The organism is Hahella sp. NBU794, assembly GCF_050749805.1.
Taxonomy (GTDB): domain Bacteria; phylum Pseudomonadota; class Gammaproteobacteria; order Pseudomonadales; family Oleiphilaceae; genus Hahella.
This window is the reverse complement of sequence record NZ_CP192738.1, coordinates 4,445,371-4,457,247: the sequence shown is the minus strand read 5'-3', so window position 1 is coordinate 4,457,247 and position 11,877 is coordinate 4,445,371. Positions and strand designations below refer to the sequence as shown.

Here is an 11,877-nt window from a genome sequence, read left to right as displayed (position 1 = left end):
ATTGCATTGAAGGAGCCAGAATATGAACATCGCAACTCGTCCTACACAGACCTCATCAACACATTCCGCTGGCGAGCCCGGCCATACTCCATTCCGCAAAGCGCTGCTGGCGACAGCGATGTTGGCGTGTTGCGGGTTTTCCGGGCTGGTATGGAGCGCTGGAACACAGGCGGAAAATGTCGAGCCTGTGACGCAAGCAGCGACTCAGCCATCCGTCATCGCCCCGCGTATTCAGTTAGCCATTTTGCTGGATACGAGCAGCAGTATGGATGGCCTGATCAATCAGACTCGCAATCAGCTGTGGAAGATGGTTGACGAATTCTCCAAGGCCAAGAAAAACGGCGTCACGCCAATACTGGAAGTGGCGGTGTATGAATACGGCAATGATGGGCTTTCTTCGCAAAACGGCTACATTCGCCAAGTGACTGGACTTACCAGAGAGCTGGATCGGGTGTCCGAGGCGCTGTTTTCCTTGACGACCAATGGCGGCGATGAGTTCTGTGGCTACGCTATCAACTCCGCGGTAAAAGAGCTGCAATGGAGCCAATCGTCCAATGATATCCGCGCCATCTTTATCGCCGGTAACGAGCCTTTCACGCAAGGCCCGGTATCCTTCAGGGAGGCGATTGCTCTGGCCAAACAGAAAGATATAACCGTCAACACTATTTTCGCCGGAGCCTATAACGAAGGTGGAGAAAGTGGCTGGCGCCAGGGCGCGCAACTGGCTGGCGGCAATTACATGAGCATCGATCAGGACCAGCAGGTCGCGCAAATTGAAGCGCCTCAAGATAAAGAAATCGCCGCCTTGAACGCCAGGCTCAACGAGACCTATGTGCCCTATGGCGCGGGAGGCGCGGCGGCGTCCAAGCGTCAATACGAGCAGGATGCGAACAGTCAGAATGTCTCATTCGGTTTGCTGGCGCAAAGAGCCAAGTCCAAAGCTTCCGTTGCCTACGATAACTCAAGCTGGGATTTAGTGGACGCCTACGAAGCCGGGGACGTGGCGTTGGAGGAAGTCGAGGCGGAAGCATTGCCGGAGCCGATGGTTGGGATGAGTAAAAAGGAAAAAGTAGAGTATATAGAAACGAAGAAAACAGAGCGCAAGGCGTTGCAGGACAAAATTAAAGCCTTGAGTGACGAGAGAGAAGTTTATGTCGCCGAGGAGAATCGTAAGGCGGCGAAGTCGGACGCGAATACAGTTGATGAAGCGCTAATCTCCGCCATCCGTAAGCAAGGCGAGCAAAAAGCTTTCGAATTCAAGTAGGCCATCTTCAACAGCATCCTGCATACAAAAAAGGCGGCCTAAACAGGCCGCCTTTTGCGTTCAAGATGATAAGACTTACAGCTCGTAACGCAGACCTGTGTTGATCTGGTAGGCGCTGCTATTGTCATAGCTGACGTTTTGCTGGTAATCGATAAACGCTGAAACGCCATTCTTCATAACAGCGACTGCGCCCAGGTTGAAGATGTAGTACAGGCTGTCTTCGCCATCCGGGCTCAACTCAAACTTGGTCGCGTCAGAGTCGCCGATAAAATGGAACTTGACCGGGCCAAAGTTAGTGCTTGACTCGCTTACCGCAGAAGCCTGGAAGCTAGGCTGCAGCACGCCCCAGTTATAGCTGACGGGATAGGTGGCTTCAAAGCCGGCGCTGGTTGTCATCTGGTCGAGGTTTTGCTCGCCGACATGTACGGACCAGCCTTCGCCGCCAGTTTCGTCAAAGCTGTCGATTTCCGTGTTTGAGTAGTTCAAACGCAGGAAAGGCTGTACGGACAGCGCGCCGCTGTTAAACATAACGCTTGCTTGCAGCGCGAGATTCAACTGCTTGCTGTCGGTTTCGCCTTTAGCTGTGGCGGAGAACTCAGAACCGGATTCGGTATAGTTAATGCGACGCTTGGTGTTGTAGTCGCCAGCGCCATAGCCTACCTGCATATCCAGACCGAAATTGCCGATGTAGTAAGAACCATAACCCGTCAGGTTGTAGGCGTCCGCATCCACACCGCCGCCGCTTTCAGAGAAAGACAGGTCGTTCTGTCCCCATCCCAGCGCAGCGCCGACTAACAGGTTTTGGCTGACGCGGTAATCGGAGCCCAGGGTAAAGCCGTCGTTATCATATTCGTATGCAGATTCACGATCGGTCCTGTCATGCTCCACTGACTCGCGGTGCAAGCTCAGGAACACGCCGAAAGGAGAAGTCTGAGCGTCGCCAGCGGCTCCGCCAGTCATGACCTGCTCACCCCAGGTGCGACCATTCACGGTCACTTGAATATTTTCGTTATCCTGACGCAAAGAAGACATGCGCTTGAAGATACGGTTAGTGTGCGCTTGTGAGGTCTCAGACGCGACGCGTAACAGGGAAAGGGTTTCTTCTGGCGCCAGTTGGTTGATGATAGAGCCGACTTTCGTTGGGTCATCGGTCGCCAATTCGTAAAGAACAGCGCAGCGTTGCGCCAGTTTTTCCGCTTCGCCAGTCGCGTCTTCAGGTATTGAACCGCAAATGGCGTCAAGCACCTTGGAAACTTGGCGGTCGTTTTCGTTGTCTGTGAGAGGTAGCAGCTCTGATGTCGGCGCTTTGGTTACTGTTATTGTAACAGTGCCTTGAACTTCTACTGGTTCCTCGCAACGAGCTTGAGGGGGCATCACCTCTAAAGGGGGATTGATGAATTCTCCACCATAATCCCCTCCGTAGTCACCACCATAATCGCCATCATCGTCGTCTGGAGTACATTCAACAATATCCACAATTTTATATGTGAAGGTGTCTTGTCCAACAAAATCTTTGTTAGGTACGTAGCGCAGCCATGGTCCGTCTGTTGTCGTAACTGTGCCGTTTGCGGGCTGCTCAAAACTTACGACCCTGATGTCGTCGCCATCAGGGTCTGAGTCATTCGCTATAACGTCAACATTGGTATAACCATTCTCTTGAATAGTGACGGTGTCACTGTTAGCCACCGGAGCGGCGGCATTCGCCAAGGGCGCCATCGCAGCGCCCGCAAGAAAATACAGGGGCAATTTGTTCCGTTGCATGTTTAACCTTAGCTGAATAATGTAGTTAGAATTTTGGGTCGCACATTGTACGTAAAATGGGCGAGAAATTGAAACTGGGGAACCACTATAAAACATGAGCAAGTTGGTGTTTTGCTGGGAATTAGGCGGCGAACTAGGTCATTTGGCGACACTTTCTGAACTGGCGCGTGAATTTGTCAGCCATAATCACCAAGTGACTGTGATATTGAAAGACCTTTCAAAAGCGCCGCTCTTTTTTGCGGATACTCCCGTGACAGTGCTGCAAGCTCCGGTGTGGCCGGCTAAAGGGAAAAAAGAGCGGCCCAGTAGTTGCGTCGCTGATATTCTATTGAAGAGAGGCTATGAATCTGTAGAGGGTCTAGCCACTTTGGCCAGCGCCTGGCAGACGTTATTTCGACTAATACAAGCTGACGCCCTTTTTTTTGATTTTGCTCCAACCGCCATGCTGGCGTCGCGTTCGTTATCCCTGCCCAAATTTACGATAGGCGCTGGATTCAGTGAACTTTCTCCTGGTCAGCCAAACCCCAATATTCGGCCTGAAACCGCCGACTACAGTCAGGTATACGAGGCTGAATCAAAAGTGGTGGCCAATATGAACCCTTTAGTGCAAGCGATGGGGCTGTCGCCATTATCGTATTTGTCGGACTTGCACCAGGTTGACTCTGCGTTTATCGCCGGCTATTCAGAACTCGATTTTCAGGCGGCGCACCGGCAGCATGCTGTGTATTGTGGTCCGGTTGCGGGAGATTTTCCGGGAGAAGTTGCGGTGTGGCCGCATAACGCGGGGAAGAAAGTGATCGCCTATCTGAAGCCTTTTTATCAGCATCTGGAAAACGTATTGGACGGCATAAAACGCCTTGGTGAAACGGCGCTGGTTATCTGTCCAGGAGGCTCTGAGGAGCTTATCTCGCGATATCAGAGTGACGCTTTGCGAATCTATTCGTATCCCGTCGCCCTGGATCAGGCGCTGAGCGAAGCGGACCTGTCGATATGCCATGGCGGCATGGGAATGCTGGCGAAAAGCGTTAAGGCAGGTGTTCCCATAGCTTGCCTGCCCACTCAGCAGGAACAATTCCTCAACAGTCGGACAGCCAGTGAAAGTGGTGTTGGTGAGATGGTTAACGGTGAAAATGTTGACGCATTGGTCGGCAGCCTGCAGAGATTGCTGACTTCGGACGCTCTTCAGTCCCGGGCTCGCGAGTGCGCAAACAAATACAAAAGTCAGCAGCGCGGCGCCGAGCTGATTCGCCAACGGGTTGAGGCGGTGTTGGCGCAAAGGGGGCGAAAGTCTTGAGAACAGTCGTTATTCAATCGTTTCGCAGCCATGATGTTCCGCCCTGGGTGGAAAAATGTCGACGCAGCGTAGTTCAGTGGGCGCAGCTTCAAGGCTACGAGTATCTCTTTTACGACGATCGTTTCTTTGATTGTCTACCTGATTGGTATCGTGCGCGCACTGGCGGCCAAATTCATCTGATGGCGGATCTGGCGCGCTTGGAGCGTGCGGCGGAGCTGCTGGCGGCGGATTATGAGCGTGTGATCTGGGTGGACATTGACGTATACATCGGAGCTCCTGAACGTTTGGCGGTTGCAGACTCGGAGAGTTTCGCATTTTGCCGGGAAGTCTGGATCAGCGAGAGCGAAGGCGCGCTGCATCGATATCATCGGGTGAATAATGCGATCGCTGTTTTTTGCCGCGATAACCCGTTTCTGGATTTCTATCGATACTCCTGCAAACAGATGGTGCGCCACGACGAAGCGTTGCGTCACGTGACTATTGGCACCTCCTGGTTAACGCATTTGCATGAACGGGTGCGCTTTCCCTTGCTGAACCATGTGGCGTTACTCAGCCCCTGGGTTTTGCAGGACTTGAGTCGGGGGGAGGGCAAGTTTCTGGAGTTGTATCGTCAGGAATTCGCTGCGCCGGTTTATGCGGTGAATCTGTGCCTGACCTTTAGGAACAAGAATCTGACAGGACGAACGGTGACGGATGGAGATTTTGAGCGCGCCATTTTGCATTTTACGCGTTTGGGGTCGGAATAGCGCCTGGAGGCGCTATTCCTTTTCAAAGATATGCCAGGTATTTGCAGCATCAACCGCCGTTCGGGTTGAAAGGCTGGCCGTTAACGGTTAATCCGCCTTTGGCGAAGCCGACTTTAGCGCTGTACTGAGAAGAGGCTTCATCGTAGTTCAGCAGTCCCATTTGGACATACATTTGCGCCATGTTGGAGAACTGCATGAGCAGCATCTCTTTCATTTGCGCTTTGTCTTCGTCGGTCAGCTCCATTGTCTTGCTTTGCGCAGCGACCATGACATCCGCATAGCTGATTACCAGGGCTTCATCCAGTTTGCCCTCGGCGTTTAGCAGCACGTTCGCCATCAGGACTTGCGGCTGTTCTTTCAGAACGTCGGCGGATAGCTGGTCAACGCCATCCATACGCAGATCTGCGTTGGCGTTGAAGCTGTTTTCACCCAGCTTAAGTTCCCATTTGTCGATTTTAATATCCGCTTTTTTCGCCAAGGTAATCAGGTCGCCCACAATAATGTCTTTCTGGTTTTCCAGTTCGGTCAGGAACTGGTCAGGATCGGTGGAAGCGGTAGCCTGGGTGTTGATTTGTTTGATGACGCCCACTAAGCGGTTAGTGGCTTCTGTTTCAAAGTTATTGAAGGACAGATTCAGAGCCATGGAGCCCACATCCATTCCGTCATACAGCATATCGTTCACATTGATGAACGCGGCGCTGCTCAGCAGATTTTCTGCGATGGTGTCTTTGCCTTTCAGCGTAATAGTGCTGACGCTGAAGTTTTGGCCATCTTCACTGCCGATTTTGATGTCGCTGATAACCTGCTCGGATGAGCCTGCCCACAGGTGTTCCAGAATTTGGTTCGCTTCCATTTTCAGGGTGTAAGAGCCAACTTTCACGTCGCCGACTTTCTCACCATTGTGAGCAGCTACATTGAGGCCCTGCCAATTAATGTTCGCCACCACGTGATCGCGAGCAGGACTGACGCCGATAACGCCCTGCATCGGCGTGACGTTAATCTTTATCGACTTTCCCTCTTCTTCTTTGTCCACATTGATGGGCTTGGAAGAGAAAGTGATGGTGTTGGAGCCATCGATTTTGAAGGCGGACTCAATTGTGAACGGGCCTTCTTCGCCAAACTGTTGGGTGTAGAAATCCGCCAGCTCTTTTTCAGAAGTGAAGACTTCCGCCAAGCCGCAGTCCGCCTGATTTTGTAAAGGCATGACGCGGGTGGTTGCGGTCAGCAGTCCGCCTTTCAGCAAGGTCATGTAGTCGTGTTTGATTTCTGTCACCAGGTCCAGACAAACAGGCTGGTCGCCGCCAGTCCCCATCATGCTCTGGAATTCGGGGGAAAGTTGCAGACGGTTAATCGCCTTGGAACTCAGAAAACCTTTTTCGTATTTTTGAACGGTCAGTTCAACAGGCAGGCCATTAAAGGCCAGATATGAAGAAACGTCCTGTACGCCAGCGTCGAAATTCTGTTCGGCTTTATGTGCGATGACAAAGGGAGCCGCGGCCACTGCAACGGCGATGGGCGCCGCTAACCATATTTTTTTCATATCGAATTTACTTATGTGAAGGTGTGTGACTGAGTCATTCGGCATAGACTCAAGCTTACAAAGGGCGGAAATTCTAGCCTTTTTGGCGGGGATGTCTATATGGGGGACTATCTATATCCCCCAGGCGGGCGTTATGCGGCGTCAGTCGAACCAGTTATGGGAGCCACCGGAATTATGGTATTTGGGAAAATCGGAAAAGGAACTGCGCAGGGTATCGATAGAATCCACCCGGATAAAATCCTCTTCCTGAAAGAACGACGTTTTGGTCACCGGCTCGCTGACAACCTTAACGACCCGGTAAGTGAACTCATTGATTTTGCTGACCACCTGCGCGGTTTTGACGATGGCTTTCCCGGTTAGCCTTAATGCTTTTTCCAGACGGGGATCAAGACCACTATCTCCATCTTTTTCATCTTCCTTATTGGACTTGTCGACTTGCTTGGGCGCTTTTTCCTGCATCCGCAAAGTCACTTTGAACGGGAAACCGGTGACTTCATCCGGGATTCTCAACTCAGTGTATCGCAGCCAGTCTCTGGGAATGCCCAGATGGTCGCAATGAATCGTCGTGTATAGCTCTGGCGAGATGGAATCCGGTTGTGTGATGTCCAGCTGCTGGCATCGGTATTCGTCATAAGTCACTGGGTCCGGTTGCGCAACAATGAGGGTGTCCTTCTCTTTTTGTGCGCCATTAAAGTAGGTTCCGAAACCGAAGCGATCATAATCCATGACGCTCCATCGCCCCTGACTTTCCATATATTCCAGATATTCTTTGATGTTGACCTGAGTAAAGTATTTTTCTGACCCGTTGCGACGAAACATTAATACGGCATCTTCCAAAGGGTAAATAGTGACGCCGGAATAATCGTTTTTGGAATGAACCACCACTCTTTGAATGGCGTCATGGTCAACGGTGTAGACGATATCGTCCCGCGTGACGTACTTCAGGAAATCATCTTCCTGGATCGCGTAAATGTGTCCAGTGAATGCTGACTGGACCGCATTGGCCGCTGGTGTGGATTCCTCCGCTTGAATAGCGACGCTGGCCATTGACAGCGCGGCGCTAAACAGCGAACCAAGAATAATCGATGAGGAGCGGAGGTGTCTGGGCATAACGCGGGATCATTGCTAAGTGTGAGGGGAAATCGACGGGGAGTTATACCCAATCCCTGGGGTCCACACAATAGTAGTTGCGCAGCTCGCGAAACAGCTCAGGGTGTTTTTCCGCCATCTCCTTGGGCTTTTCGTAGAAAGTTTCCGTGGCGACGGCGAAAAATTCGGCGGGATTGGTGGCTCCGTAATAATCCATGACCGACTTTTCTCCCTTGAAGGCGTTGTCACGCAATATATTGAATTCATCCGACAATACGCGCGCCCAACTTCGGTAACTGGTGGGCGTTCGCAGCAATGGCGCGCCGTTGGTGGAGCCGGACTCGCCGTCCAGTTGATGGGCGAACTCATGCAGCACAACGTTGTGGCCATCCGTAAAATCGCGGGCGCCGGCGATTACATCATCCCAGGACAAAATGACCTTGCCGTTGTTCCAGGACTCTCCCAACAGACCGTGAGAGGACACAGCTGCGGTTCCGTCGTCATTGACGACCTCGCGCTCGGCTCTGAATGCTTCGGGGTACACTAGGATAAAGCGCAGGTCGTTATATTCATTGGTGGGTCTATTCAGCAGAAGCAAACACGCTTCCCCGGCGATAGTGACCCGCATTTCGTCGGTTATTTCCAGACCCGCGCAGCCATAGAAGGTTTTCTGGTGCAGAAAGACGTTGATCAGTCCCTGCAGCTGGTGTTTAAGAGTGTCGGGGAGTCGTTTGTAGACCGGCAGGTTGGCTTCCAGAATGACTTCCCAGGTTTCTGGAAATGGCGTGACGCGGATTTTCCTGCGACGTTGATTGGGATACCACATCACCATCACTGCAGCGCTGACTGCGAGGATCAAAAACACAATAAAAGGCGCCATCTCTTTCCAACTCATATCAACACTGCCTTGTACCATTAATTAGACAGACAAATAGCTTCCTTCTATTTGTCTGCTGTCTGCAACGACAGGTCCCGCTCATGTCAGGCTCTGTCTCCCGCGGCTAGCCGCCGCGCAGGCGCATCCATCCGCCTGATTATCAACATGCCAATATCATTGCCATGTTGATATCGGATTACACTGAAACCTAGTGTACCCCGATCGCGCGCCTGAGCGTAAATGTGAGGACTCGGCTAAACAACAGGTTACGTGATTGTTATCCGTAGTCGGCGAATGAGGGGGGGGGAAAGAAAGGTGAATGAGGGGGAAAGAAAATGGGTGGAAGAATTAGGAGCCAATAAGCATGAGTCAGGACATTGATCGTCAACGTGAGGCCCTGCAAGGGTCTCTGCTGGGGCTGATGGTCGGCGATGCTATCGGCCTGCCGTGCGAGGGGATTGGTCCGAAGCGTGTGGCGCGATTGTTTCCGGGACCGTTGCGGCATCGCCTGTTCTTTGGAAAAGGCATGACTTCCGACGATAGCGAGCATGCGGCCATGACCGCCGCCGCGCTGGCGCGATATGGCTCCGATGTGGAGCAGTTCGCCAGGAATCTGGCGTGGCGTCTGCGTTGGTGGCTGGCGCGTCTTCCGGCTGGAGTTGGACTGGCCACCGGGCGTGCGATTATTAAGTTGTGGCTGGGATTTCCCGCCAGGCGCAGCGGGGTCTGGTCTGCAGGCAACGGGCCGGCCATGCGCGCACCGATTATCGGTGTGGCCTTGGGGGCTGAGCCAGAGACATTGCTGGCGTATTTGCGGGCGTCTACTGAGTTGACCCATCGTGACCCGAAAGCCCTGGTCGGCGCCATCGCCGCCGCCCGCGCGGCCTATTTGGCGGCCCTGGGGCAGGTCGAGATAGCCGCTTACAAGTCAGATCTGCAACGGTTTTTTACGCAACTGGAGCCGTCTACGGCGACCAAGGCGGCGGTCAGCGAATTCAATACGCTGCTGGATAGTCTGGATGTGGCGTTACAGCAAGGTTTGACTCCCGCGCAGTTTGCGCAACAGCTTGGGCTGGAGCGAGGCGTGACAGGGTATATGTATCACACCATGCCGATAGTGCTGTACGTCTGGCTCCAGCATCAAACGGATTATGCCGCGGGGATTGCGCAGATCGTGGCGCTGGGCGGCGATACCGATACCACCGCCGCGATCCTGGGCGGCATTTTGGGCGCGGGCGCAGGGGAGAAAGGCATACCCGCCTCCTGGCTGCAGGGAATATGGGACTGGCCTTTCAATCCTGACTACTTCAGAGGGTTGGCGGAGCGTGTCGATCTCGCCATCCGTAGCGGGGAGACCGTGCGGACGCCGTTTCTGCCTGGTCCCTTGCTGTTACTGCGTAATCTGGCGTTTCTGGTGATCGTCCTGTGGCATGGTTTCAGGCGTTTGGCTCCGCCATATTGAAGTCTTTGTCGGCCAGAATGCGCTACTCTTTTCCTTCATAAGCGGAAGGCGGTGCGCCGAAGCGGTTTTTCCAGGCTTTGCGGAAAGCGTGCGCAGACTGGAAGCCCACTGTCTCCGCGAGACGCTCGATATTGGCGTGACGCCCCTCCCGCATTAATTTCTGAGCGACTTCCAGTCTCAGTATCAATTGATACTGCTTGATGCTGACGCCTGTGGCGAGCCGGAAGCGACGCGTGAGTTGCCGGTATCCCAGGTTGATTTCCCGCTCCAGTTGCCCCGCGGTCCAGGGCAACTCCGGCGCGGCGGAAATGCGGTCCTGCAAGCGATGCACCTTATGATCCAGATGATTGCGGTAGCGCCGGCGCTCGGAGATCTGCGCCTGCTCGCCGTCTCTGCGTGCGTAGATCACCAGCTCCCGGGCGATATGCTGCGCCAGATCGTCATCAAATGTCTCCGCCATCCAGGCGAGAATCATATCCGTCCCTGTGGTGACGCCGGCGGACGTAATGATCGGGCCATCGCAGACATATAGCCGGTTCTCCAGCACGGTCGCACTGGGTTCGGCCAACCTCAAACTGTCCACATGGCCATGATGAGTGGTGCAGTGGCGATTGCGCAGCAGCCCGGCTCGGGCCAAATAGAAGGCGCCGGTGCACACGGAGGCGATAGCGGCCTGAGGATAGCGTTGCGCATAGTTCTGTAACCACCTCAGGCCTTGCTGACTTTCCTTGTCGCTGATCATGTCATCTTTGTACTTGCTGCCGTTGACGATCAGCAGATTGAAGACGACGTCGTCAGCAGGCAATGAGGCCAGTCCGCTCAGGGTGACGCCCTGGTAACTGGCGACTGACGGAGCAGGAGAGAAGAAAACTAGCTCCACATGCCCTGGCCGATGATCGCTGAGACTACGCAGCGCCTGCGCCGGGCCGGATAAGTCGAGCAGATGGGTGTCGGGGAAGAGCAGAAAGCCTATTTTCAGTGGCGTCATAGCGGCGATTACTCGCAGTCAGCGGAGGTGGCGATGAATGCTACTGGATTCGCCGTCACCGCCTGTTGCACATCTTTCAGTAAAATGACCGAAAAGTTACTAATTATGTCCCTGTCGGCGATGTCTAATCGTATTGCATTATCTTAGTCTTAACGACGCAGGTTGTGAACATTAATAAGCTATACGTGCTAACGGAGAGGGGCGGATCATGAGAGAAAAAATCAAGGTGGCGGCAGTTCTATTTGAAGGTTTTGAACTTCTGGATTTTTACGGGCCGCTGGAAATGTTCGGTTTGGCTAATGAGTTTTTCGTTGTTTATCAAGTGGCTGAAAAGGTCGGACCTGTACGCAGTTCCGCTGGCGTATGCGGCTATGCGGAATATGACTGGGCGGACGTGCGAAGCTATGACCTGATTCTGGTTCCTGGTGGAGCGGGAACTCGCCAACAGGCGGCTAATCCGGCGTTGCTTGAGTGGCTGCGACGGCAGGCGCACAGCGTCAGGATTCTGGCTTCGGTGTGCACCGGCGCGGGCGTCCTGGCGGCGGCGGGACTATTGGATGGCTATCGCGCCACCACGAACAAGCAGTCTTTCGCATGGCCGATGTCACAGGGTCCGGAGACGGAATGGGTAAAACAGGCGCGCTGGGTGGAGGATCGCAATCGCTTCACTTCCGCGGGGATTTCCGCAGGCATGGATATGGCGTTGCGACTGATCGAAGTGCTGGTTGACGCGGAAACGGCGGAGCGGGTGGCGGATGAAGCGGAGTATGAATGGAATAGGAATCCTTCCCACGATCCGTTTGCCGGACGCTTCGGATTAATTTAATGATAGTTTGTAATGTCTGTTGATATGATC

The 11,877-nt window shown here is 53.5% G+C and carries 10 protein-coding genes; 5 read left to right on the top strand and 5 right to left on the bottom strand.

What is annotated here, in order from left to right; all coding sequences use genetic code 11:
* The first annotated feature begins 22 nt into the window (after window positions 1–22).
* Window positions 23–1,264: a vWA domain-containing protein gene (locus ACQYWX_RS19365; protein WP_431686007.1), complete on the top strand. Its 1,242-nt coding sequence runs from the start codon at window positions 23–25 to the stop codon at window positions 1,262–1,264.
* 75 nt (window positions 1,265–1,339) lie between these two features.
* On the opposite strand, the gene ACQYWX_RS19360 is transcribed toward ACQYWX_RS19365, so the two are convergent.
* The gene (locus tag ACQYWX_RS19360; RefSeq protein ID WP_431686006.1) at window positions 1,340–3,025 is read right to left on the bottom strand and encodes an autotransporter domain-containing protein; all 1,686 of its coding nucleotides are present in this window, start codon (window positions 3,023–3,025) and stop codon (window positions 1,340–1,342) included.
* A gap of 94 nt (window positions 3,026–3,119) precedes the next feature.
* Between ACQYWX_RS19360 and ACQYWX_RS19355 the strand changes: the two genes are divergently transcribed.
* On the top strand, window positions 3,120–4,319 hold the full coding sequence (locus tag ACQYWX_RS19355; protein WP_431686005.1) for a glycosyltransferase: 1,200 nt from the start codon (window positions 3,120–3,122) through the stop codon (window positions 4,317–4,319).
* Window positions 4,316–5,065 carry a hypothetical protein gene (locus ACQYWX_RS19350; RefSeq protein WP_431686004.1) on the top strand — a complete coding sequence of 250 codons (750 nt, stop codon included), beginning with the start codon at window positions 4,316–4,318 and terminating at the stop codon, window positions 5,063–5,065. The genes ACQYWX_RS19355 and ACQYWX_RS19350 overlap by 4 nt, the downstream gene beginning before the upstream one ends.
* 49 nt (window positions 5,066–5,114) lie before the next feature.
* Here the strand turns inward: ACQYWX_RS19350 and ACQYWX_RS19345 are convergent, their stop codons facing one another.
* The 3 genes from ACQYWX_RS19345 to ACQYWX_RS19335 all read right to left on the bottom strand — a co-directional run bounded on the left by ACQYWX_RS19345 (window position 5,115) and on the right by ACQYWX_RS19335 (window position 8,589).
* Window positions 5,115–6,605 carry a YdgA family protein gene (locus ACQYWX_RS19345; RefSeq protein WP_431686003.1) on the bottom strand — a complete coding sequence of 497 codons (1,491 nt, stop codon included), beginning with the start codon at window positions 6,603–6,605 and terminating at the stop codon, window positions 5,115–5,117.
* 141 nt (window positions 6,606–6,746) lie between these two features.
* On the bottom strand, window positions 6,747–7,715 hold the full coding sequence (locus tag ACQYWX_RS19340; protein ID WP_216739440.1) for a hypothetical protein: 969 nt from the start codon (window positions 7,713–7,715) through the stop codon (window positions 6,747–6,749).
* 43 nt (window positions 7,716–7,758) lie between these two features.
* The gene (locus tag ACQYWX_RS19335) at window positions 7,759–8,589 is read right to left on the bottom strand and encodes a zinc-dependent peptidase (protein ID WP_431686002.1); all 831 of its coding nucleotides are present in this window, start codon (window positions 8,587–8,589) and stop codon (window positions 7,759–7,761) included.
* 346 nt (window positions 8,590–8,935) lie between these two features.
* Between ACQYWX_RS19335 and ACQYWX_RS19330 the strand changes: the two genes are divergently transcribed.
* The gene (locus tag ACQYWX_RS19330) at window positions 8,936–10,033 is read left to right on the top strand and encodes an ADP-ribosylglycohydrolase family protein (protein ID WP_216739442.1); all 1,098 of its coding nucleotides are present in this window, start codon (window positions 8,936–8,938) and stop codon (window positions 10,031–10,033) included.
* Window positions 10,034–10,055: 22 nt separating this feature from the next.
* On the opposite strand, the gene ACQYWX_RS19325 is transcribed toward ACQYWX_RS19330, so the two are convergent.
* Window positions 10,056–11,021, bottom strand: coding sequence for a GlxA family transcriptional regulator (locus ACQYWX_RS19325; RefSeq protein WP_216739443.1), 966 nt, complete (start codon window positions 11,019–11,021; stop codon window positions 10,056–10,058).
* 208 nt (window positions 11,022–11,229) lie between these two features.
* On the opposite strand from ACQYWX_RS19325, the gene ACQYWX_RS19320 reads away from it, so the two are divergent.
* Entirely contained in the window at window positions 11,230–11,847 is a 618-nt protein-coding gene (locus tag ACQYWX_RS19320; protein WP_216739444.1) for a DJ-1/PfpI family protein, read from the top strand.
* The last annotated feature ends 30 nt before the right edge of the window (window positions 11,848–11,877 follow it).

Bases quoted from the DNA above. Each gene is read 5' to 3' on its own strand.
- ACQYWX_RS19365 (WP_431686007.1), top strand. From the start codon at position 23: ATGAACATCGCAACTCGTCCTACACAGACCTCATCAACACATTCCGCT.
- ACQYWX_RS19360 (WP_431686006.1), bottom strand. From the start codon at position 3,025: ATGCAACGGAACAAATTGCCCCTGTATTTTCTTGCGGGCGCTGCGATG.
- ACQYWX_RS19355 (WP_431686005.1), top strand. From the start codon at position 3,120: ATGAGCAAGTTGGTGTTTTGCTGGGAATTAGGCGGCGAACTAGGTCAT.
- ACQYWX_RS19345 (WP_431686003.1), bottom strand. From the start codon at position 6,605: ATGAAAAAAATATGGTTAGCGGCGCCCATCGCCGTTGCAGTGGCCGCG.
- ACQYWX_RS19340 (WP_216739440.1), bottom strand. From the start codon at position 7,715: ATGCCCAGACACCTCCGCTCCTCATCGATTATTCTTGGTTCGCTGTTT.
- ACQYWX_RS19335 (WP_431686002.1), bottom strand. From the start codon at position 8,589: ATGAGTTGGAAAGAGATGGCGCCTTTTATTGTGTTTTTGATCCTCGCA.
- ACQYWX_RS19330 (WP_216739442.1), top strand. From the start codon at position 8,936: ATGAGTCAGGACATTGATCGTCAACGTGAGGCCCTGCAAGGGTCTCTG.
- ACQYWX_RS19325 (WP_216739443.1), bottom strand. From the start codon at position 11,021: ATGACGCCACTGAAAATAGGCTTTCTGCTCTTCCCCGACACCCATCTG.
- ACQYWX_RS19320 (WP_216739444.1), top strand. From the start codon at position 11,230: ATGAGAGAAAAAATCAAGGTGGCGGCAGTTCTATTTGAAGGTTTTGAA.